This window comes from Myxococcus sp. SDU36, from assembly GCF_030168875.1.
In the GTDB taxonomy this organism is placed as follows: Bacteria; Myxococcota; Myxococcia; order Myxococcales; family Myxococcaceae; genus Myxococcus; species Myxococcus vastator.
Genome location: NZ_CP077414.1, coordinates 3,087,287 through 3,110,528 on the forward strand (window position 1 = coordinate 3,087,287; position 23,242 = coordinate 3,110,528).

General features: G+C 70.7%; 17 protein-coding genes. All 17 read left to right on the forward strand.

The window, feature by feature from the left end; genetic code table 11:
- Nucleotides 1-134 precede the first annotated feature (134 nt).
- Nucleotides 135-5,198, forward strand: a complete 5,064-nt coding sequence (locus KGD87_RS11940; protein ID WP_502888020.1) for an eCIS core domain-containing protein — start codon at nucleotides 135-137, stop codon at nucleotides 5,196-5,198.
- 3 nt (nucleotides 5,199-5,201) lie between these two features.
- Nucleotides 5,202-5,951: a hypothetical protein gene (locus tag KGD87_RS11945; RefSeq protein WP_284667572.1), complete on the forward strand. Its 750-nt coding sequence runs from the start codon at nucleotides 5,202-5,204 to the stop codon at nucleotides 5,949-5,951.
- Entirely contained in the window at nucleotides 5,948-6,958 is a 1,011-nt protein-coding gene (locus KGD87_RS11950; RefSeq protein ID WP_284667573.1) for a pentapeptide repeat-containing protein, read from the forward strand. The genes KGD87_RS11945 and KGD87_RS11950 overlap by 4 nt, the downstream gene beginning before the upstream one ends.
- A gap of 150 nt (nucleotides 6,959-7,108) precedes the next feature.
- Nucleotides 7,109-7,702 carry a Pvc16 family protein gene (locus KGD87_RS11955; protein ID WP_284667574.1) on the forward strand — a complete coding sequence of 198 codons (594 nt, stop codon included), beginning with the start codon at nucleotides 7,109-7,111 and terminating at the stop codon, nucleotides 7,700-7,702.
- A complete protein-coding gene (locus KGD87_RS11960; RefSeq protein ID WP_284667575.1) occupies nucleotides 7,699-8,430 on the forward strand; it encodes a hypothetical protein in 732 nt (243 codons plus the stop codon). The genes KGD87_RS11955 and KGD87_RS11960 overlap by 4 nt, the downstream gene beginning before the upstream one ends.
- A 25-nt stretch (nucleotides 8,431-8,455) precedes the next feature.
- Nucleotides 8,456-10,828, forward strand: a complete 2,373-nt coding sequence (locus KGD87_RS11965; RefSeq protein ID WP_284667576.1) for a phage tail sheath family protein — start codon at nucleotides 8,456-8,458, stop codon at nucleotides 10,826-10,828.
- Nucleotides 10,829-10,846: 18 nt separating this feature from the next.
- Nucleotides 10,847-11,302, forward strand: a complete 456-nt coding sequence (locus KGD87_RS11970) for a phage tail protein (RefSeq protein ID WP_163786693.1) — start codon at nucleotides 10,847-10,849, stop codon at nucleotides 11,300-11,302.
- 28 nt (nucleotides 11,303-11,330) lie between these two features.
- The gene (locus tag KGD87_RS11975; RefSeq protein WP_284667577.1) at nucleotides 11,331-12,902 is read left to right on the forward strand and encodes a phage tail sheath protein; all 1,572 of its coding nucleotides are present in this window, start codon (nucleotides 11,331-11,333) and stop codon (nucleotides 12,900-12,902) included.
- A complete protein-coding gene (locus KGD87_RS11980; protein ID WP_284667578.1) occupies nucleotides 12,899-13,378 on the forward strand; it encodes a phage tail protein in 480 nt (159 codons plus the stop codon). The genes KGD87_RS11975 and KGD87_RS11980 overlap by 4 nt, the downstream gene beginning before the upstream one ends.
- A 6-nt stretch (nucleotides 13,379-13,384) precedes the next feature.
- Nucleotides 13,385-14,560 carry a CIS tube protein gene (locus KGD87_RS11985; protein ID WP_284667579.1) on the forward strand — a complete coding sequence of 392 codons (1,176 nt, stop codon included), beginning with the start codon at nucleotides 13,385-13,387 and terminating at the stop codon, nucleotides 14,558-14,560.
- Between the two features lie 3 nt (nucleotides 14,561-14,563).
- Nucleotides 14,564-14,737, forward strand: coding sequence for a hypothetical protein (locus KGD87_RS11990; RefSeq protein ID WP_284667581.1), 174 nt, complete (start codon nucleotides 14,564-14,566; stop codon nucleotides 14,735-14,737).
- Nucleotides 14,738-14,755: 18 nt separating this feature from the next.
- Nucleotides 14,756-15,832 (forward strand): phage late control D family protein, encoded by a 1,077-nt coding sequence (locus KGD87_RS11995; protein ID WP_284667582.1) that lies wholly within the window; start codon nucleotides 14,756-14,758, stop codon nucleotides 15,830-15,832.
- The gene (locus KGD87_RS12000) at nucleotides 15,829-16,527 is read left to right on the forward strand and encodes a phage baseplate assembly protein V (protein WP_284667583.1); all 699 of its coding nucleotides are present in this window, start codon (nucleotides 15,829-15,831) and stop codon (nucleotides 16,525-16,527) included. Before KGD87_RS11995 ends, KGD87_RS12000 begins: the two co-directional genes overlap by 4 nt.
- Nucleotides 16,521-18,068: a hypothetical protein gene (locus KGD87_RS12005; protein ID WP_284667584.1), complete on the forward strand. Its 1,548-nt coding sequence runs from the start codon at nucleotides 16,521-16,523 to the stop codon at nucleotides 18,066-18,068. Before KGD87_RS12000 ends, KGD87_RS12005 begins: the two co-directional genes overlap by 7 nt.
- Nucleotides 18,069-18,075: 7 nt before the next feature.
- The gene (locus tag KGD87_RS12010) at nucleotides 18,076-18,477 is read left to right on the forward strand and encodes a GPW/gp25 family protein (protein ID WP_284667585.1); all 402 of its coding nucleotides are present in this window, start codon (nucleotides 18,076-18,078) and stop codon (nucleotides 18,475-18,477) included.
- Nucleotides 18,478-20,820: a putative baseplate assembly protein gene (locus tag KGD87_RS12015; protein ID WP_284667586.1), complete on the forward strand. Its 2,343-nt coding sequence runs from the start codon at nucleotides 18,478-18,480 to the stop codon at nucleotides 20,818-20,820.
- Nucleotides 20,820-23,240 carry a phage tail protein gene (locus KGD87_RS12020; RefSeq protein ID WP_284667587.1) on the forward strand — a complete coding sequence of 807 codons (2,421 nt, stop codon included), beginning with the start codon at nucleotides 20,820-20,822 and terminating at the stop codon, nucleotides 23,238-23,240. The genes KGD87_RS12015 and KGD87_RS12020 overlap by 1 nt, the downstream gene beginning before the upstream one ends.
- The last annotated feature ends 2 nt before the right edge of the window (nucleotides 23,241-23,242 follow it).

A 23,242-nucleotide genomic window follows, 5' to 3' on the forward strand; every position in this document is an offset into this window, starting at 1 on the left:
ATGGGAATTCGCGCCAGCGAAGCCTCCTGCCCACCGGGCGCTCACAGTCGGCTCCAGTTCACCACAGTGCCGTCCATTGACACTGAGAGTGAACACATGAACTCCTCTGGTATGAATCACCAGGGGGCGCATCCGTGAGCCGAGCGACGTCAAAGTCGGTACGCCGGAGTGAGTCGACCCGGCCTTCGGATTCATCCAGACGTCCTGAGCGCTCGCCGTCGGAGCGGTCTGCCCCTGGCGTTCCCGCCTTCCTGCGCGGGCGGCCCGGAGCGAGCGCCCCTGAGGCACGCGCCCGCCCCAGCGCCGCAGCGGGTGTCCCGCGTTACATGCGAGGTGGAGTGGCGTCCCCCGTCGGACCTCCGGTCCAGGCGAAGTGCGCGGCGTGTGGGCCCGGAGGCGGCCCGTGCGCGGCGTGCGGGGAGCAGGAGGCCGTGCAGCCTCAGGCGGCCGGCGGCGCCGTGGAGTCACGGCCCACGGCCATCCGGCGCGAGGCCCATGCAGGCGTGAAGGATGCCAGCGCTCCCCTTCCCCACGCTGCACAGCTCCAGCAGTCCTTCGGCCGCCATGACCTGTCGAACGTCACAGCCCGTGTGGGAGGTGAGGCCGCGCTCGCGAGCGACCGGATGGGGGCCCAGGCCTTCACCATGGGCAACCGCATCGCCTTTCGCGGCCCACCCGACCTGAGACTTGCGGCACACGAGGCGGCCCACGCGGTTCAGCAGCGCTCCGGCGTACAACTCCATGACGGCGTCGGCCACCCAGGAGACCCCTACGAGCGCCAGGCGGATGACGCCGCCGACGCCGTGGTCCGCGGCGAAACCGCCGAGCCCATCCTCGACCGGGCGGTGGGCCCGTCCGGCCCTCCAGTGACGGGAACAGCTCCGAGCGCAGCGCCCGTCCAGCCCTTCCTCGCGGCCAACGTTCACCGCCTCTTCGAGCCGCCCGCGGCACCCTCCCGAACGCCCAGGCTGCGCGGTGGCGGTGGCACCGCCAACGGCGAATCGACCGAAGCCCGCTCGGCCCAGGATGGACAGGCCACCGACAGCGGCTCGGGGGCCGCGGGGAGCGCGCTTGGCGCCGCGGCGGGCCCCGCGACGGATGCACTGACGTCAGGTCCCCCAGCGCCCACGAGCGACGCGGCCGCGCCTCCTGGCGGTACCGAGGGCGCACAGGCCTGCGCGGGCGGCGGCCCCCAGAGCGCAACCTGCTACAGGGCGGACATTGAAGAGCCGGCGGAGGAGCCCGACCAAGAGCCTCCCGAACCAGCGCCCACGGAGTCGCAGGAAGACGCCTCCAGCGTCAGCCCCGATGCCGAGGAGCAGGACAACTGCCCCATCGAGGATGCCATCTCCGAGCAGGCGCCCTCCTCCACGGAAGCCGCCGCGCCCGCGCAGTCCACGCTGGAGAGCAACGCTTCCGCCCCCGAAGCCGCTGAAGGGGCTCCCACGGGGGACGTCGCTGCCGCACTGTCCTCGGAGGCTCCCGCGGGCAGCGGCGGAGCCCCGACGGACGACGCCGCGAATGAGGCCGCTGGTGCGCCGCTGGACGAAGCCATCGCCGCGACCGAAGTCCAACGGTGGGATGCCGTGGCGGTACATGGCAGTGCGTCCGCCTCGCTCGCCAACGCCGGGGCCGGTGCCATTTCGCTCCGAGGCGGCGTGCAGTTCGTCCCCGCGCCGGGCGCGACCTCGGCGGACGACGCGCGACGTGTTGACGCGAACTCACGCGCGGACGCGTTCTTCCTTCAGGCGGCCAATCGAATCGAGGACGCGGTTCTCCTGACGTTGGAGGATGTTCCAGCCCGCATCGGCGCGCTCGCCGAGACGTACAAAAGCGCGATCTCCACGTCCATGGAGGAGCAGAAGGCGGCCATCAGCGCCAGCGTGGAGCAGGCACGCGTCGCCGCCACCGCCCAGGCCGAGGGCGCCCGGCAGCAAGTCCTGTCCGAGCATTCGACCACCGTCTCCACCATCCACGCGGAGACTGACAGCGCGCTCGAGTCGCTCCAGGCCGTCTACGACTCCGGAGTGCTTCTCGTTGACGAGCAGGAGTCCACCACGCTGGACAGCGTCAACTCCCTCTACGCCCAGGCACGCATTGCCCACGAGGCCCTCGGTCCGACAGTGGGCGATGAGTGCGTCCAGCTTGGCGAGGCGTACGCGGAGGAATACGAAGGCTGCAAGATCAACAAGAAGGACAGCTTCTTCGCGGGCTACCTCACCGACCGCCGCGCCGAAGCCCAGATGAAGGCCGCGCGCGAGACGGCCAAGGGCTATCGCAAGAGCTTGGTGGACACGGCCACGAAGCAGGCCGGCGAGGCGATGAAGGGGCGCCAGCGGGACCGCTGCGGTGTCATCGCCGCCGCCCGCAGTGCCCGCGAGACGCTCGACACGCAGCACGAGCAGCTCGTCGCCGCGATCGAAAGCAGCCGGACACAAGCCCTGACGCAAGCGGAGACCACGCGCGACTCGATGATGGCCTCCGTCGACTCGGCCTTCATCGCCGAGCTGGCCCGGCTGGACCGCCACGAGCACGACCAGCGCCAGTCCGTGAATGACACGGGCTACCTGCAACAGGTCCTCATCGAGCTGGCGGCCTTCGCCTCGGCGGCGTCCATCCAGAACGCCGTGACGGGCGCCATCGACACGCTGGTGCAGGCGCTCACGGGCGTGCGCGACCTGTTCGCCACGCAGTCCGCTCCGGAAGGCGCGCGGTTGGAGCGCATGCTCCAGCAAGCCACGGGCGGGCTCGAAGGGGGACTGGATGGCCTCGTCTCCCAGGTGGAGCACGGCGCCGCCGGGGCCCTGGAGCGCGTGGGCAGCGTGGGGAACCAGGGACTGGAGGCCATGCTGCGGCTCGGCCAGTCCTCCGAGGAGGCGACGGCGGCCCTGGTGGCGTCCTTCACGGCGTCCATGGGCGCGCTGGCTGCGGGCGCGGCCACGGGCTTCAGCCAGCAGCGCGACGCGTTCGCCACCCAGACCCAGCAGGTGGCCTCGGAGGGGGCCTCCGGCCTGGAGACCGTCGCCACCGGATTCCAGACGACCTGCTCGACGATCCTCACGCACGTCGAGAGCGCCCTCGTGGACTCCTCGGACGCGCTGGAGCAGAGCCTCCGCGCCTCCAAGGCCCAGCTCGACTGCGACATTCCCGTCCAGGCCCAAGAGGCGGCGTCGAAGGAACAGCCCGCCTGGAAGGGCGTGTTGGCGGTGGTGCTCATCATCGCCATCGTCATCGTGGTGGCGCTGGTCGTGGGCCCGGCGGTCATCGGCGCGGTGGGCGCGGCGGCGAGCGCGCTGGGCGCCGGAGCGGCCGCCGCGACCATCGGCACCATCGTGGGTGGCGCCATCGTCGGCGCGGCGACGTCGGCCACCATCCAGGTCATCAACAACTGGTCGTCCGGCGAGCGCCTCATGGCGGGCGTGGGCAGGGCCGCGCTGATGGGCGCGATTGGCGGCGTGTTCGGCGCGGGCGCGGGCGCCCTCATCCAGAACGCCGTCAAGAGCGTGGCTCTCCAGTTCGTGGCCAACATCGCCGCGGACGCGGTGCTGGAGGTCGCCACCCAGCTCATCACCGGTGAGTTCTCCTGGCAGGCGCTGGGCATGTCCGTGCTCATGTCCGTCGTCACCGGCGGCTTCGGCGAAGTCCCTCGCATCAAGCGCGTCCAGCAACGGTGGATGGCTCGCGGCGCGGGCGTCGTTCCCGGCTCACGGGCCCGCACCTTCCGCGAGTCCATCGCGCCCCGGCCCACAGCGGAGGGCGAGACGACAGCGAGTCCGCGGCCCGAGGCTGAGCCCGACGCCAGCACGACGCCTCGCCCCGAGACGGACGCGGAGACCCCGGCGACGCCTCGCCCTGAGGCGGACGCGGAGACCCCGGCGACGCCTCGCCCTGAAGCGGACGCGGAGACCCCGGTAACGCCTCGCCTCGAAGCCGAGTCGGAGACCGGTTCGCCACTTCGGTCCAAGACAGAGACCGACACCGAGGTCCCTGGAGCGCCCAACCGCCATCCCCGCGCGGACGCGGACCTGGACGGCCAGACGGCCGCATCCAACACCACGAACCCGAAATCCCAAGGCGGCCCCGACACCTTCGATGACATCGAAGTCAACCCGAAGGGACGCGCACGACAGACGGTGGGCTGGTCTGGCGACATCAACACCCCTTCCGCGAGCTCGCCCCATCTCGAGTTCATCAAGAATGGCATCGACTTCATGGAGAACCTCTCCAAGGGGATGCGCAGTCGACTGGATGAGCTGGTCCACAAGGTGTATCCGGGCGACACCGCCGCCTTGACGGAGCTCAATACTCGAATGCAGGAGGTCGCCAACGATCCGGTCCTGCAGACCGACCTCGGGCCGCTTCGGAAGAACTACAAGGCGAATCAGGCCGAAATCGAGCGAATCGAGGCACTCCAAGCGGACCTCTCCCGAGAGTACAGCCGGCTCAAGAACAACCGGGACTGGCTCCTCACGAGCATCGAGCGGCGCTCCGCCGCGAACGAGGCCAAGGCCGCGCAGCTCATGAGTGAATTGCGCACGATGCTATTGGGAGAGGCGCCCTCGAATGTCGCGGCGCTCTCGGATGCGCCGACGATCACACCGGAGGGGATGCAGGTCATCCGCGCCTCCGGTCGGACGGAGGCGGAGGTTCGCGCGGATATCGCCGAGCACTACCGGATGACGGGCAATGCGCCGCCGGAAGGCTTCGTCCTGACCAGGGGCGCAGCCGCGGACGATACGCGCGCGTACTATTCCCATGACGGCCGCTACATCAACCTCGGCGACGCTCCGACCTCCACGCTTGTGCATCACGAACTCTCACACCGCATCGAGCACGTCGACCCGGAGATCTCCGCGGCCTCCAAGGCCTTCGTCGAAGCCCGCGCGCAGCGGCTCGCCCAGCCGGGGCAAGCCATCGCGACGCAACCATTGGATGTGCTCGCCCCGAAACAGGGATACAAACCCCACGAACATGCCTACGAAGGCGGGTTCATCGACAAGTACGTCGGCAAGGTCTACGACGGCCCCGCGACCGAGGTCGTGACGATGGGCCTCGAGCGCTTCACCAAGCCCAAGGCCATGGCAGAACTCTATCGTCAGGATCCAGAGCACTTCTTCTACGTCCTGGGGGTCATTCAGCGGACGCGGGCCCGTGCCGGCCTTCCGCTATCCTCCCCCAGTGGCACACCTGGAGATTGAGTGATGTTCCGCTACCGCTTGTCGACCCCACCCTCATCACCGTTCGCCCGCTTCAAGAAGGACATCCTCGTCTGGCTCGAGGTCGAGTACCGGGACCAGCGTGCGCGCCTTCAGTTCGAAGGCCCCACCCCCATTGTGACGGACGCCAGAAGGACGCTGTCGAAGGCAACGGGCTACCGCGGGCGAGAAATCAACGTCGACGGCACCCTCACGCCTCTCGATCTGCATGCGGCGATGAGCAGCGACGTCATGCAGCCGTTCAATCCGAAGCTGGTCGAGGGCGAGTCGGTGCTGATGCTCCGAAGTCCTCCACAGCTCACCGCCGAAGAACTCACGCGCAGCTTCGCGAGCCGGTTCGCGCTCTGGCTCGTCTCCGCGCTACCAGGGCCCGTCAAGGTCCGAAGTTATGAGTGGGAGCACCTCCTCGGAGGACTCCAGGGAACGCTGTTCGAGTGGTCCTTCTGGCGCCCCAAGTACCCGTCCGGGCAAGAGGCCGCCAGCGCCCTCTCCGTCCCCCTGGCCGAAGCGCTGGCCCATGAGACGGCGCGCATCAAAGACGTGTACGAGCGCCGCCCTGTCGACCAGCGACTCGTTCCCCCCTCACTGGCGCCCGAAGAAGCGCGGGAAGTCGCGAACGTCTTCGTCGAAGCGCTCGACACCGCGGCACCTGGCGATGATGGCGCCGCGGCGCTCATCGTTCGGCTCCACGAGAAGCTCCTCGCGCTCGGACTCATGAGCCGGAGACAGGCATGACCCCCAGCGCGCGAGACATCCTCCAGGCCCTTCTCCAGAAGAAGGCTCGCGCAAGGGACCTTCAGCTTCACGGCGTGGACCTCACCGGCGCCCCACTCGACGGCCTACGTGGAGACGGCTTGGACCTGGGCCAGGCCCGCCTCCACGGCGCCAGCCTGCGCGGCGCCCGGCTCTCCGCCTGTTCGCTGGAGCGCGCGGTGCTCGAAGAAGCCGTGCTGGAAGGCGCGACGCTCCGGCAGTGCCGGCTGGATGGCGCCGACCTGCGACGGGCTCGGCTCTCCGAGGCCCACCTCGAGGACAGCTCCGCGCGCGGCACGGACCTGTCCCATGCCGACCTGCGCAAGGCCCGGCTCTCGGAGACCTCGTTCTCACGAGCCATCCTCCGCGAAGCCGTGCTCGACGGCGCGGAAGGCGTCGGCGTGGAACTACGAGGCGCGGACCTCACGGGCGCGTCACTCGTGGACGTGCGGCTGGACGAAGCGGACTTTCGCGGCGCCGACCTGACAGGTACCAACGTGTCAGGCGGCAGCTTCCGCCACGCGGACTTCCGAGGCGCCATCGTGGATGGCGTGCAGTGGACCGGCTGCGACCGCACCGGCGCCCGCTTCGATGCGGAGGACGCCCCCCCGCCACACTCCCAGCCCAGCGATACGAGCATCCCCCCTGGCGCTCCCGAGAACTTCGACGCCCCAGCGATGGCCACCTGGCTGGGAGACCTGATGGAGCACGCGCTGCGCTCCGCGCCAGGCAGCGTGCACGGCGCGGCCACACGAGCCCCTGAGACACCCGCCGAGTTGTTACAGCTCCTCGGCTCGGTGCAGCAGGACCTCGGCGCCCGCGGCGTAGAACTCCCGGACCTGACCGCACGCATCCAACCGCTGCTCTCCGCCCTGGAGCAGGGTGGCGATGAGCCGCCAGAGGAATGGAAGGCTTTGCTCGAGGGGCTTGACGAGAACGCCGAAGACGTTGTCCGCGCGCTGCTCTCCCGGCTTCAGGCACCTCGGTAGACATCTCCCACCGTCTCAACAGGTCCCAGACACTTCACCCACCGCATGAGGTGACTTGACTATCAGTCTCAGTCTCGACACCATACACGCACTGCAAGTCGATACGGCGTTCATCAATCGTTATCCACGCGGTGCGGTTGGGGGAGCAACGTGGCTGGCTTTTCCGCCATCTATTCCGTCGGCGACTCGCTGGTCTCATATCTGAGACATGCCTATGAGCTGTCTCGTGAGCCGGAAGGACTGCCCACGTGCCGCTTCGAGCTCGTCCCCAGCGGGAAGATGGCAGGAAGTGAAAGCAACGCCCCGCCGCTCGAAGTCCCAGGCGTCACCCTCTTTCTCTACCGCGTCGCCGTCAATGAGCACCTGCGAAATGAGCCACGCGCGGAGGCGCCTCCGCCGCTCGCGCTGGACTTGCATTACCTGCTCACGGTCTGGGCTGAAAACGTCGACGACGAGCACCGCATCATGGCCTGGGTCATGTTGCAGCTTCACACGCACAACGCGCTGAGCGCCTCTGACTTGTCCCCCGTGGGCGTCTGGCGCCCGGACGAGCTGGTGCAAATCATCCCGGCGGAAATCCCTCAAGAAGACATCTTGCGGATGTGGGACGCCTTGCGACGCCCCTATCGCCCTTCCGTCACCTACGTCGCCCGGGTCGTCTGCATCGACGTGCAGGGCAAGCCCGCTGGACGGCCCGTGGTGGCGCGGCGCTTCGACTTCACGAACGAGGTGCCCAGGCCATGATGTTCGAGCGCACCGAGAGCCGCGCCCTGGCCGCCATCCGCTTCCTCGACGCGGAGACGCAACGCCCCCTCGCGGAGCCCATCACCGTCGCGGGGCAGGGCCTCCGCTTCGCGCGCAACGTCCGCGGGCTGCACGTGGTGACGGACGCGCCGGGCTTCTCCGACTACGCGGCGAGCTTCGAGCTGCCGGACCCGCTCCCCGCCGCGGCCGCCTTCACCCTGGTGGCGAGCGACCCCACACGCCTCTATCTGGCCCGGAGCTTCACGCTCGAGTTGCCACGAGACGCGACGGCGCCGCCCATGGGCCAGCCGCTCCCGCCAGACTCCGTCTTTCGCCCGGTCGACGTCACGCTCTACCCGTCTGAGCTGATGCGCCCGTCCGCGCGCAGCGCCGTGGTGCGGCTCCGCGTCGTGGACGTCCACGACAGGCCCCTGCCCGGCGCGCTGGTGTCGCTCGCCCTGGCCGACCCGGAAATCACGCGCTGGGGGCTGTCGAACGAACGGGGTGACGCGCTCATCATCGTGCCCGGCATTCCCATCGCGGACTGGAGCAACCCCGAGGCCTCCATCCACTTCACCTTCAGCCTGGCCGCGGCCTGGGCGGCGTCGACACAGCCGCCCGACCCCGACGCGCTCGCCCAGGACTTCCACCCCTTGAGCAGCACCCTCGACGTCGCCGCCGGCGAAGAGGTCACCACCACCATCAAGCTCGATTGGGTCGAGCTCTGAACGTAACGAGAAAGGGGGGGCTCGCGTGCCTGAATATCTCGCACCCGGTGTCTACGTCGAAGAGACGAGTTTCCGAGCCAGGTCCATTGAGGGCGTCAGCACCAGCACCAGTGGCTTCGCGGGCCCTGCACGCAAGGGCCCCGTTGCCGGCACCCCGTCGCTGGTGACGAGCTTCCCCGAGTTCGTCCGGCTCTTCGGTGGCCTCACGGACCTGGACCTCACCGGCACCCAGGAGACGACCAACTACCTGGCGCACTCGGTCCGCGCCTACTTCAACGAGGGCGGCTCCCGCCTCTACGTGGCGCGCGTCTTCTCGGGGACGCCGGCCAACGCCACCGCTGGCGCGGACGTCATCGCCAACGCGGACGCGAACCTGCGCGCGCGCTTCACCGCCAGGTTCCCCGGCCGCGCGGGCAACGGGAGCATCAGCATCCGGGAGGTGCTCGCGCCCGCCACCGTCGGCGCCATGCGGCGCGCCCCCACGGGCAGCCTGGTCCGGCTGAGTCAGACCGCCGCGTCGGCCGCGCGCGTCGTCGGCACCCTGCCCCCGCCCTTCGACCTCCCTGATGGCACCACGCTCACGCTGACGTTCGACGGGAACACCGACGTCACCGTCACGTTCTCCGGGCGCAATGCGGAAGCGGCCGCGACGGCGGAGCTCGACCCCACGACGACGTTCCTCGAAGCCAACCAGACGCTCACCGTCACGCTTGGCGGACAGGCGCAGACCCTCACCCTGCCCACCGATGCGCCGTTGACGCCCGCGGAGGTCGTGGACGCGCTCAACCGGCAGCTTCGTGGTGGCTACGCCCGGCTCAGCGGCGCCGATGACGCCGCGCCCGTCGGCCGGCTCATCCTGGGCACCGATGTCCGCGGCACCGGGGCGCTCATCCAGGTCTCGGCCAACCCGCAGCTCAAGCTCGACGCCCAGACGGTCGACAACGCGGCGGACCCGCAGAGCAACGTGAGCGACCTGGGCGCGGTGTCCCTCGCGGACCTCCAGGCGCTCCTGGGCGCCAACGCCACGGCGTCCGTCGAGGGCGACGTGCTCGTCATCAGCCACCCGCTCCCCGGTGCCAGCCACTCGTTGGAGGTGGCCTCGGTGAGCTCCAGCGCGCTGGGCCTGGACGCGGCCACCGAGGAGCCCGGCACGGACGGCACGGCGGGGGTGACCTGGTGGCTGAAGCAGGCGAACGACACCTGGTCCAACGGCAGTGACACGTTGCCGCTGCCGAACGACACCGCGTCGCAGTTCCAGCAACTGCCCGGGGACAGCCAGTTCGTCACGCTCACCGTCACCACGCAGGACGGGGACGGGCAGGAGCGGCTGTACGACGGGCTGGGCGTGGACCGCGCCCATCCCCGCTACCTGGGCCATGTGCTCACCGCTTCGCCCGCCACGCTCTCCGAGCAGATGGAGCGGATGTACGCGTTCGAGGCGGGCACCGGCGTGTCCGCGTTCGCCCTGCGCGCGGCGCTGGCCGCGGGCCCCTTCACGCTCACCGGCGGCTCCGACGGGAGCGAGCCGGGCGCGGCCTCGTACGATGACGCGTTCGAGCGGCTGGGCGGCGTGGAGGACATCTCCATCATCGCCGCGCCGGGCTCCTCGGCGTATGCCTCCGCGCAGGCGGTGCGGCTGGGGCTCATCAGCGCCGCGGAGCGACGCCGGGCCTATCGCATCGCGGTGCTGGACACGCCGCGCGGATACGGGCCGCAGGACGCGGTGGCGCTTCGCGCGCAGGTGGACTCGACCAAGGCCGCGCTCTACTACCCCTGGGTCGTCGTCGCCAACCCGCTGGCCGGGCCCGAGGCGGCCGATGTGCCTCGTGAAATCGCGCTGCCGCCGTCCGCCTTCCTGTGCGGCATCTACGCCCGCAGCGACATCGAGCGCGGCGTGTTCAAGGCGCCCGCGAATGAAGTGGTCCGTGGCGCGCTGCGCTTCGAGCAGGACATCCACTTCGCGCAGCAGGAGACGCTCAACCCCCAGGGCGTCAACTGCCTGCGCTTCTTCCCGGGACGCGGCTACCGCGTGTGGGGTGCGCGCACCGTCAGCTCCGACCCGGAGTGGAAGTACGTGAACGTGCGGCGCTACTTCAACTTCCTGGAGCGCTCCGTGGACGACGGCACGCAGTGGGCCGTGTTCGAGCCCAACGGCGAGCGCCTGTGGGCCAACATCCGCGAGACGATTGGCAGCTTCCTCGAGAACCAGTGGCGCACCGGCGCGCTGCTGGGGACGGACCCGAGGCAGGCGTTCTTCGTCCGGTGTGACCGCACCACCATGGACCAGAACGACCTCGATAACGGCCGGCTCGTCTGCCTCATCGGCGTGGCGGTGGTGAAGCCCGCTGAGTTCGTCATCTTCCGCATCGGCCAGAAGACGGCGGATGCCCGGACCTAACGAAAAGGACTCGCCGCCATGCCTACCCGCCCCACGCCCTACGGCGCCTTCAATTTCGAGATCAGCTTCGACGGCACGTCCTTCGGTGGTTTCTCCGACGTGTCCGGACTGAGCACCGAGGTCACCCTCTCCGAGTACCGCGACGGCAACGACCCGGAGAACCACGTGCGCAAGGTGCCCGGCGCCTTCAAGACGGGCGACGTCACCCTCAAGCGCGGTGTCGTCGACTCGAGGGCCATCTGGACATGGGTGGAGGACGTCCGCCGCAACGGTCCGCTGGGCCGCAAGGCCGCCGTCACCATCCGCTTGCTCGACGAGGCGCGCAACCCCGTGCAGTCGTGGAAGCTGGTGAACGTCACGCCCCTCAAGTTCACCGGCCCCACGCTGGCCGCCAAGGGTGGCGGGGACGTGGCCATGGAAGAGCTCGTCCTGGCCGCGGAGACGGTGCGGATGGGCTTCCCGGACGTGGATTGAGCGGAGCGACCGGGGGAGCTCCCAGGCCATGCGGCGACTGACCTTCGAAGTCACAGAGCGCGTGGCGCCCACCGCGCCCGAGCGGATGGACGTGGCCCTCTTCGTGGGCTTCGTCCGCCGCCGCCCGGGTGCGCCCGTGCCCGCCGCGCTGTCGCGCTACCTGTTCGAGCAGGGGTGGATGACCGCCCCCACGCTCCGCGTGGACCCCCACGACGCGCAGGACCCGCTCACCGACGTCCCCCTGCCCTTCGAGAGCTTCGCCGCCTTCGAGCGCATCTTCGACTGGCGAGCCCGCACCGGAACCACCCCCGACGAGTTCACCGCCCTGGGCGCGGCGGTGCAGGCCTTCTTCGTCCAGGGCGGGCGCAAGTGCTACGTGGTGCGCATGGCGGACCCGCTCACGCCAGGGGCGGAGCGCTCCACGCGGCTCGGGCGGCTGAACCTGCTGCTGCCGGGAAGCAGGCTGCCGGCGCCTCCCGGCATGGAGCACCCCGCCTCCGCCGTGGACCGCACGACGTGGCACGGCGCGGCCCACCTGTTCGGCCTGCAGGATGTGTCCTTCCTCTGCCTCCCCGATACGCCCGAGCTGGTGGCGGATGCGCCCGAGCCGCTCCCCCTCCCCCGCCTGCCACCCGCGGGTGCCCCGGGGTTCGTGGAATGCGCCACGCCTGGCGCTTCCACCGGGACCGAATGGAACACGCCGGAGCGCGCGGCGCCTCGCTGCGGACTCACCGCCTACCTGGACTGGGCGGCCTTCCTCGCCGTGTTGGCCGAGCTCCTCCGCGACAGGCGCCTGCGGGAGACGCACCTGGTCGCGTCGCTGCCGCTGCCCTCGACAAGCCTGGTCTTCGATACGCCCGCGGGCAAGCGCGCCGCGACGCAGGACCTGGGCGCGTTCCTCCATGCCAGCGGAGTGCTCACCCCGTTCCAGAGCGCGTTCATCCAGCTCGCCTATCCGTGGCTGCGGACCGCGTCCTCGGAGGGACTTCCGGAGCGGCTGGCGGCCCCTGAAGGGACGCTGACGGGGGCGCTGGCACGCAACGCGCTGCTTCGCGGCACCTTCCGAAGCGCCCTGGGACTGGGGCTCGCGGAGGTACGGGAGGTCTTCCCCATCCCGACACGCCTGGACCAGGAGCCGCGCGAGCCGGCCTCGCCGCTGCGCGCACTGGGCGAGCGCGTCACGCTGCTGGGGCCCACGCCCCGCGGGATGCAGGTGTTGTCCGACGTGACGTCCAGCCAACGGGCCAGCCACCGTCAGGCGCCGGTGAGCCGGCTCATCTCCTCGGTGCTGCGAGCGGCGAGGCAGCTCGGCGCGGACCTGACGTTCTCACCGTCCAACGAGGACACCTGGTTGGCGCTGCGATACCGGATGGAATCCGTGCTCGGCCGGTTCTTCGCGGAGGGCGCGCTGCGAGGCGCGACGCCACGCGAGGCGTTCTCCGTGCGGTGTGACCGGACGACCATGACGCAGGACGACCTCGATAACGGGCGGCTCATCGCGCTGGTGGAGCTGGCTCCCGCGGCGGCAATCGAACGGGTGCAGGTCCTCCTCTCCGCGTTGGAGGGTGACGTGTCGCTCCAGCAGGAGGAAGCCGCATGAGCGGAGACCTCTGGCCCCTGCACACCTTCCGCTTCGAGCTCACCTTCCAGCCCGAGCCGCTGTCGGGCGGTGGCCCGGAAGAGGCCCCCGTGGACGGGGCCTTCTCCGAGTGCACGGGGCTGGAGGCCACCATGGAGCCCAAGGCCATTCGCGTGGGCGGCCACAACCTGGGCGCCGTGCAGCGCGCCGGGCCGGTGAGCCTTGGCACCGTGGTGCTCAAGCGAGGCCTCTCATCGGGCGAGCGGCTGGCTCGCTGGTTCATGCGGGTGACGGGCGGCGACTACGGGTACCGGTGCACCGTGCGAATCCGCCTCAAGGCCCCGTCCGAGGACGGTGGGACGCAGACGGTGCTCACCTACAAGCTGGAGCGCGCCATGCCGGTGAAGTTCAAGGCGGCCGACTTCAACGCCCGCGCGACGGACGTCGGCATCGAAGAGCTGCACCTCGTTCACGAAGGACTCTCCCTCGAGGACTAGCGCGCCATGCCAGACACGACTCCCGCGAGCGCGAGCTTCATCAACGAGAGCAACGGCGAAGAGGTGCGGGTGCACTTCAACCCGAGCTCGCTCCAGTACACCGTCACCAACAAGCTCCAGGACGCCCAGGGCCAGGAGAACCAGCAGTTCGTCTCGGAGAGCAGCGCGAAGCTCACGATGGAGCTGGTCTTCGACACCACCGACACGGGCGCCAACGTCTGCGACCACACGATACGCATCGCCCAGTTCATGGGCACCAAGAGCCAGATTCCTCCGGACGTCACCTTCCAGTGGGGCGCCTTCGAGTTCACCGGTCTGGTGGACACCTATCGGGAGACCATCGACTTCTTCGCATCGGATGGCATCCCCCTGCGCTCCACCGTCTCGGTGGGCATGACGCGGCAGCAACGCGTCTTCTCCCGGGGCGCCGAGGGCGAGAGCTCGCGGCAGATGGCCGCTGCGCGAGACCAGCCCATCTCGCGCGCCGTCGCGGAGCAGAACGGTGAAGACAATCCGCGCTTCCCCAGCCAGGACGTGATGACCGTCGACCCTTCCGTCCCGCTGGCCCCGCCCACCGCGTTCGCGACAGGCGGAGCCCTGAGCGCGGGCCTGGGGGGTGGATTCGGAGCCGGTGCTGGGTTCGGCGTTGACGGTGGCTTCTCGGCCAGCGGTGGCTTCTCAGCGGGTGGAGGCTTCTCGGCCGGCGGAGCCTTCTCAGCGGGTGCGGGCGTTTCCGCTGGTGGCGCCTTCTCAGCAGGCGCCTCGTTCGGAGGCAGCGCCTCATTCAGCGCGGGGGCCATGGCGGGAGGCTCAGCCTCACTCGGGGCCAGTACATCCGCATCGAGCCCGATCTTCTCCGCGGGCGCGTCCTTCTCCGCGGGAGCCAGCTTCCCCGCGACCACGGGGGCATCCGCCCCGGGCTGGACCGCGAACGCCTGGTCTGGCGCGCAGTCCTCCGCCGGCCTCTCCGCCACGGCAGGCGCGTTCGCGGGGCTGCGTGCCGGTCCTCCACGCACCACCGTCCGACTGGAGAGCGTGCGCTCCGCCGGGAACGTGGACACCTCCACCTATGAAACCACCGGAGACGGCCTCTTCGAGCTCGGAGGACGCGCCCGGGTCACCAGGCCCCGCTTCGGCGCGACCCTGCCCCCGCGGGGCCGCCTCCGCTTCGAGGGAGAGTGAGTCATGTCCATCGTCTTCGACGAGGTCCAGGGGTCCGTCGTCTCGGGCTCCACGCCAGACGCGGGCCAGCGCCCGACCGCTGCGCCAGCGCTCACGCCGCCTCCCGTGGATCCGACATCCATTGCCCGCGCCATCCGGCTCCTCACCCAACGCAAGGCCCGGCTCTTCGCCGACTGAGTCCGCTCCCCGCTCCCCATGCCTGACGCCACGTCACAGCCAGAGCATCACCGCCCCACGGTGCGCATCTTCGGCAAGGCCGACGCACGCGTCACCGGGCTGGTCAGCAGCATGCGCGTCGACGAAGCCGAAGGCGGCCTGTGCTCGCTCGAGCTGCGCTTCGAGGCGGTCGCGCGCTACGCCGACACCGTGGCCGAGCAGGTCTTCGAGGACGAGCAGCTGCTCAGGCTCGGGGCACCCATCGGCATCTACACCGGTCCCGAGAGCGCCCCACAGGAGATTTTCCGCGGCGTCATCACCGGAATCGAAGCCGTGTTCTCGCAAGACTCCGCGCCGGAGTTCGTCGTGCTCGCCGAGGATGCCCTGCAGAAGGCAAGACTCGCGCGGCGCACGCTGGTCCACAGCGACCTCTCGCTGGCCGGGATGGCGGAGAAGCTCGCCCGGGACCTGGGCCTGACGCCCGTCATCACAGACCTTCAAGTGTCCCTGGGCCTCCAGGTCCAATGGAACGAAAGCGACCTGGCCTTCGCGCGGCGACTGCTGGCCACGCGGGATGCGGACCTGCAGGTGACGGGTGACGCGCTCCACGTCTCGCCACGAAGCGCGGTGCGCCGGGGCACCCTGGAGCTGAACCTCTACGCTGAGCTGCGCCGGGCGCGCGTCACGGCGGACCTGGCGCATCAGGCCACCCAGGTCACTTGCACCGGGTGGAACGCCCTCCAGGGCGCCGGGGTCTCCGGGCAGTGCTCCGGCTCGCGTCCCGGCCCGGGCGAAGGGCGGACCGGCGCGGAGCTGCTCCAGCAGACGCTGGGCGCTCGGACAGAGCACCTCGGCTCGCTGCCCGTGTCCACCAGCGACGAGGCCACCGCCATCGCCCGGGCCGCCTTCGATGCGCGCGCCCGGCGCTTCGTCCGCGTCGACGCCACCGCGGAGGGCAACCCCGCGCTCCGCGTGGGGACCCACGTGAGGCTCAGCGGCCTGAGCGCTCGCTTCGACAACACCTACTACGTCGTTCGCGCCAGCCACCGCTTCGACACCCTCCACGGCTACGAGACGGACTTCGAGGCCGAGTGCGCCTTCCTGGGAGCGCCATGACCGACACCGCACACGCACAGGAGCGCCGCCTGCCTGGCGCCATGCTCGGCACCTATCTGGCGAAGGTCGTCTCCGTGGAGGACCCCGAGCACCTGGCGCGCGTTCAAGTCCGCCTGTTCACCGCGCCCGAAAGCCTGGCCGATGCGGACGTGGCCTTGTGGGCGCGGGTCGCCGTGCCGTTCTCCGGCAGTGGCTGGGGCGCGCTCTTCCTCCCGGACAAGGATGACGAGGTGGCCGTGGTCTTCGCCGGCGGCGACCCGCGCCAGCCGCTCGTCGTCGGGGGCCTGTGGAACGGGAGCGCCCGTCCGCCGGAGACGCCCGGTGGAAAGCGCGTGGACCGCTACGTCATCAAGGCCCGGAACGGCAGCCGCATCGCCATCGTCGAAGCGAGCGAGGGCACCGCGCAAATCACCCTGGACGTCCCCGGAGGCGTGAGCGCCACGCTGAACCAGTCCAGCGGGGGCGAGCTCACGCTGGAAGCAGCAGGCAACACCGTCACGCTCGCCTCGCAGGGCGTCACCGTCCGGGCCGCGACCAAGGTGTCCGTCACCGCCAGTGAGGTGGAGGTCAGCGCCGGGCAGGTCACGGTCAACGCGGCGATGTCGTCCTTCACGGGCGTCGTGAAGTGCGACGTGCTGCAGACCAACTCGGTGATGGGCGTGACGTACACGCCAGGGGCGGGCAACGTATGGTGAGCCACCCCGTCAAGCTGCGCGGGCTCGTCTTCGACGGAGCCACCGGAGCCCCGCTGGCGGCCCAGCGCGGCGCCCCCGCGTTCATCGAGCGGCAAGACCAGGAGTTCGTTCAAGCCCTCTTCGGCGAGCTCAGGTCCGAGGAAGGCCGCAAGGCGCTGGCGGGCACCCTCATCTCCGATGGGACGCTCACCGCCCAGGGGCTCAAGCTGCTCCAGCCCGTTCACGGCGTGTTCAACGTGGCCCTGCTGGAGGCCTGCTGCGACGTGTTCGGTGAGCCTCGGGTCGAGGCGACCCGAATCGAAAGCGCGGGGCTCGTCATCCGCCGTGTGGGTGCGGGCAACACGCGCGAGGCCTGGGTGCGGCGGGACGGCAAGGTCGCCGGCTGGGTGGCGCTCGAAGGTGAGGAACAGGAGCGCGACCCCGACCCTGGACGGCGAGAAGGGCCCGCGGGCCCCGGCCCCGCGGACGTCCGGCGCGAGCTGCTGCGCCTCATGCGGGCCACCAGCCGGGACCAGGAGAGCGTGACCTCGCTCTTCATCGCACCGCCCGACGCATGCGCCGCGGCGAAGCGCACCGTGCTGTACGGACTGCTCCAGGTGGCGAGCGGCGAAGCACCGGAGCGCGCATCCACCCCAGCGCCCGCCTTCGACGACGCGCAGGTGCGGAGCTTGCTGTCCCCCTACTTCGCCGCGGGAATGACGGTGGACTGGACAGGGCTCGAAGGCCTGTCAATCACCTACCAGGACGTGGCCCAGCGCAGGCTGCCGCAGGCGACGCACGACAAGCTCTCCCTGTTCATCGACTTCCTGCGCGGACTGGTCGCGGTGTTCGACGCCTTCCAAACGCCCGCGCTCATGACGGCGATGAACCGCGTGCAGCTCGACTACGGCAATGGCCAGAAGCGGCCCGCGGGCACGGCGCTCGCCGGGCTGGCGGACGTCCTCGTCCAGGGGAAGACGGGCACGGTGGTGCTGCCCCGCGCGTGGACCCATCCCAATGCCGCGGATGCCGCCCAGGTCCTCCAGGCGGCGAAGGCCGCCACCGCGCCACGGATGCGGGACCTCATCCCTCCCGAGCGGCGCTTCGAGCGGCGTGGCTCGCGCTACGTGGCCAGGGCCTTCATCCGGGTCCACCGCGAGGAGGGCTGCCCACCCGCCATCGTCTGGAGCGAGGAGAGCGCCCCCTTCACCATCGCCGCCTGGCATGAGCGCGGAAAGCTGCCGCCCGTCCTCATCAGCCTTCCGTCGCTCAAGGACCTGAGCGCCTTCAAGCCCAATGTCACCTTCCAGGTGCCGCCGGGGCTGAACGAGCTGCTGAACAAGAATTCGCCGAAGGACTTCCTTGAAGGCTCAGCCAGTCCGCCCGCGGCGGGTCAGGGCATCGGGTGGTTGTGTGGGTTCAACATTCCCATCATCACCCTCTGCGCCTTCATCGTCCTCAACCTCTTCCTGTCGCTGCTGAACATCGTCTTCTTCTGGATTGCCCTCATCAAGATCTGCATCCCCATTCCCGCCTCGCTGCGCGAGCGGTTCGAGGACTGACCGCGCCATGCTCTCGAAGCCTCCCGACAGGCGCCCTCCCGTGGGCTTCCCGCTGCGGCTCATGCCGGACGAGCGCGGCGAGCTGGCGTTTCCGTCGCTGGAAGCCAGCGTGCGTCAGTCCATCGAGGTCATCCTCCGCACGCGCCCCGGCGAGCAGCTCATGCGACAGGGCTTCGGCGCCGGGCTGGAGCGGATGATGGGGCAGCCCAACACCGTGTCCACCCGCCGGCGCATCCAGGAGCTGGTGCAGCGCGCGCTCACCGATTGGGAGCCGCGCCTGGAGCTCATCCGCGTGGACGTGCTGGAGGTGGCGGACCTGCCCGCCCAGGTCCGCGTGGAAATCGTCTACCGCCTGCGCCGCACGGGTGACGTGCAGCAGCTCGGGCTCGCCATGGACCTCGGAGGCTAGATGCCCATCATTCCTCCCCGACTCGACGACAGGAGCTTTCCGGACCTCGTCGAAGAGCTGCTCTCCCGAATCCCGGGCCACACCCCGGAGTGGACCCATGCCCGCGTGGGCGACCCGGGGCGCACCCTGCTGGAGCTCTTCGCCTGGCTGGCGGACTCCATCCTCTACCGCGCCAACCTCATCCCCGAGCGCCAGCGACTGGCCTTCCTCCGGCTGCTGGGCGCGAGCCTGCGTCCCGCCGAGGCCGCCACCGGCGTGGTGAGCGTGCACTTCGACACCGAGGTGCTCCAGCCGTCGGTGTCGCTGCGGGCCTTCGCCTCTTTGCGCAAGCCCGTGCCCTTCGAAACGCTGGAGGAGCTGACCGTGGTGCACCTCACCGCGGAGGCGTACCGCAAGCGCCCGCTCACGGAGACCGAGCGCCAGCAGCACGCGTCGATGCTGCCCCGGCTCGCGCAAGTCTATGGCCTGGACCCCAAGGCCCAGCACGGCTTCTACGCGACGACGCCCGTGTTCCCGCTCGGCGCCGCGGACCCGCGCGGGCTGGACCTGGTGACGGAGACGGTGGACGGGAGCCTGTGGCTCGCGCTGCTCGCCCCCAAGGCGGAACACGTGGTGGCCCTGCGCGATGACTTGACGAAGGGGAACGGACAGGGGCCGCGCGTCCTGAGCGTGGGCGTCTCCCCCGTCATGGAGGTGCCCACCCTGTCCGAGCTGCTCGGAGCACGTGGCCGGCTGCCGCACGTCTGGGAGGTGACGGGCACGCCCGCCGCGGACGGGTCGCCGGTGTATCACCGGCTCACCGTCGTGGCGGACTCGACGCAGGAGCTGTCGCGCCGGGGCGTCGTGCGGCTGCTGTTGCCGTCCGACCTGGGCGCGCCGGTCAACGACGTGAGGGCGGACACGCGCGCCGGCCTGGGCGACCGGCCACCCCGCCTGGACGACCCGAGGGTGGCGGCGCGACTGGTGACCTGGCTGCGCCTGCGTCCCAGCGGAAAGCCGGAGCGCTTCGCGCTGGGCTGGGTGGACATCAACGCGGTCGAAGTGGACCAGCGCGAGACAACAGGCGGACGCCTGATTGGACAGAGCGACGGCACCGCGGAGCAAGAGTTTCGCCTGCCCTCCGGCTCCGTGGAGCGAGCGACGTTCCAGCTCTTCATCGAAGAGCCAGGGGCGGGCTACCGCGAGTGGCGGCTCATCGAAGACCTCGCGCTGGCCCGGCGCGACGAGCCCGTCTACGCCCTGGACTCCGAGGCGGGCGCCGCCCGGTTTGGAGACGGCGTGCGCGGACGCGTGCCTCCCGCGGGTGCCCAGGTGCTGGTGGCCCGGATGCGCAGCGGCGGCGGCGCAGCGGGCAATCTCCCGCCTGGCAGCCTGAAGGACCTCAGCGCCTTCCGGGTCGATGGAAGCCCCGCACCGGCGCTGCGAGTGCAGCAGCCGGAGCCCACGCTGGGGGGCCGGGACGCGGAGACGCTGGCGGAGGCCGAGCGCCGCATCCCCGCGCTGCTGCGCCACGTGGACCGGGCCGTGACGGAGGAGGACTACCGGCGGCTCGCGGCGAGCACCCCCGGCGTGCAGTTGGGCCGCGTGGAGGTGCTGCCCCGCTTCGAGCCAAGGCGACGGCGAGACGGTGTCCCCGGTGTCGTCTCCGTCATGGTGTTGCCCACGGCCACGCGGCTCGAGCCGCCCTACCCTCGGGCGGACCGGCCGCTGCTGGAAGCCGTTCATGCCTACCTGGATGCGCGCCGGCCGCTCACCACCGAGCTCTACGTGATTGGCTGCGAGTACGTCCCACTGGGGCTCGGCGTGGGCATCACCGTGCGCGAGGGCTTTGGCAGGGAGACGGTGGTGCAGGCGGTGCGACAGGCCGTGCGCCGCTTCATCTTCCCGCTGCCGGCGGGAGGCCCCACCGGCGAGGGCTGGCCGCTGGGCCGGGACGTCCAGGACCGGGAGCTCTATGTGGCGGTGGCGCAGGTCCCCGGGGTGGCCAGCATCGCCGGGGTGAGCCTCTTCGCCTGGGGAACGGTGACGCGCGTGCTGAGAGATGCGCGTCGCGCCGGAGCCACGGCCGACGTGGCGCGCTTCACGGTGGAGCCCCCTGCTCCGTCCGTCCGTCAGGCCGAGGGCCCCGTCAACCCGAGCTGGCTCCAACTCAAGGGCAGCACCGCGACGACGCCGGTGGAGCTGTCCATCGCGGACTGGCAGCTCCCGGAGCTGCTCAAGGTGGCGGTGAACGCCGACGGGGAGGTGCCGACGATGCTCCACGGCATCGGCGATGAGGGAAGCGGCGGCATGGACTCCTCGCAGGCGGGCGTGGCGGTGCCCGTGGTCCCCGAGGTCTGCTGATGGACGCCAACCGCCTCCGGTTCTACATGCTGGCGGACGCGCAGGACTGGGCCACGGAGAGCTCGGTCTCAGAGAGCGAGGTGTGCCTCTACGACGCGAAGCGCAGGACGCTGCGGCTGGGGAGTCTGGGAGAGATTCGCACCTTCGATGAAGTGCTCGACCTCGCGGTGCTCGAGCCCAGGCTCGCTCGCGTACCGGGCGCGGTGGACGCCTTCGGCACGTGGGCTTGGTGGGACGACGTGGCCGGACAGGTGCGCGCGGCGGGCGGGGGCGCTGGCACCACCCTGCGCTTCGAGCCCGCGCAGGTCGGGTTGTCCGGCGCGGTGACGGACCTGTCGCCTGGAGCTGGCGGCGTCCTCTACCTCGCGGTGGCCCAGCGCGTGCTGACGCTCCACCTGCGCAAGGTGTGGTCCGCCGAGGTGTTCCCGGCCGAAGGTATCGCCGCGCACCGCATCGCCGCGGACCCGCGGGGTGGCGCCTACGTCCTGAGCGGTCCGCCTTCCTTCGCGCCCAACGCACCTCCCGCCGTGCTCGGCCGGGTGGATGGGCAGCCGCTCCCGGACCTCCTGTCCATTCCCTCCGGCGCCGGCTTGTTCCGTCCCACGGAGGAGAACCCGGACCCGCCTCGGACCCGGATGCTGGAGACGCTCGCGTGGCCCGGTGAAGTGCCGGTGGCGCTCGCATGTGACGCCGAGGGACGGCTGGCGGTGCTGAGCTGGGTCATGGACCCGGCGCTCGCGGGTGTGCCCCCAGACGAGGCGTATGCGCGGCTGCGCTTCTACACGGGCCGCTTCTCCACGCCCGTCGCGCTCCCGGGCGTGCTGCGACCCTTCAGCCTCGCCATCCTTCCGGACGGCCGCGCCGCGGTGCTGTCGCTGCTCAACGACGGCAAGGTGGAGGCGGTGGCCTACGCGCTCCCGGCCGGTGCGTCAGAGGCGATTCCCCAGGGAGACTACTTCCCACTGCCCGGCCATGACGGTGGGCCCTTCCTCCAGGGGGCGCAGCCGCCGCACCACGCCGTCACCCCGGGGTTGGCCGACATGGCGCCCGTGCCGCTTCAAGCCCTGTCGCTGCCCCGGTGCGCCGAGCGGGGCCGCGCCGCCAACCCGCCGAACCGGCCCTTCGACTCGGGCGACGGGCGCACGGTGTGGCACCGCCTGTACGTGGAGGCGCTGCTGCCCCCCCGCACCGGCGTGCGCGTCTGGCTCGCCGCCACCGACGAGCCCCTGGCGCCGCCCAGCGCCTCTCCGCACTGGCATGAGCATCGCCTGGGCGTCATCCCGCAAGCGCCTGTCCATCCAGACGTCCCGCACGGGAGCTGGGTCCCGCTGCCGTCAGAGGTGCCGTTCCAACCGGGGATGCTGCCCGCGCCGCCGGCCCCGGGCGAGAGTGGCCTGTTCACCGTCCTCATCCAGCGCGCCCACACGAAGGTGCGCGCGCTCTCCGGACGGTACCTGTGGGTGCGGGTGGAGCTGTTCGGCGACGGACGCCGGACGCCCGAAGTGGGAGCGCTGCGCGCGTATGCATCGCGCTTCTCCTACGTGGACAACTACCTGCCGTCCCTCTATCGCGAGGAGCGCTTCGGCGAGGACGCGGACACCGCCGGCCGGGCGACTCCCGCGGACTTCCTGGAGCGCTTCCTCGGCATCGTCGAAGGCGTGCTGACGCCCATCGAGGACCGCATCGCCCATGCGCACGTGCTCACCGACCCGGGGCACGTCCCGGGTGATTCGCTGGAGTGGCTCGCGAGCTGGGTCGGCCTCTCCTTCGACCCCGTCGTGGGCGAGCGCCAGCGGCGCGCGATGCTTCGAGCCGCGCCCGCGCTCGCCCGGCGGCGCGGCTGCGTTGACGGGCTGCGCCTGGCGCTGGACCTGGTGACGGACGGCGCGGTGAACCGAGGCGCGGTGGTGGTGGTGGAGGACTTCCGGCTCCGGCGCACGCTGGCCACCATCCTGGGCGCGGACCTCGCGGACGCGGAGGACCCGTTGCTGCCGGGCCTGGCCCGGAGCGGGAACTCCTACGTGGGCGACACGCTCTTCCTCGGGGATGAGACGCGCGAGGAGTTCCTGGCCGTCTTCGGGGACGAAACGCTGCGGTCCCCGGCGGAGGCGGAGGCGGTGGAGCAGTTCCTGGAGCGACTGGCACACCGGCTCACGGTGCTGGTGCACCAGGGCACGGACACGCGGACCCTGGGCCTCATCCGGAAGGTGGCGGAGCAGGAGGCCCCCGCGCACGTGGGGGTCTCCGTCATCACCGCGAGCCGTCCGCTGCTCGTCGGAGTCGCGTCGCTGGTGGGCGTGGACACCTACGTCGGGCCCGCCCCCGCGCCCACCTCGGTGCGAGTGGGCCACAGCGTGCTGGGGCTCGCGGACGTCATTGAACGCCCGTCGAGCCTGGACCCCAGATTGGAAGGAGGTTGATG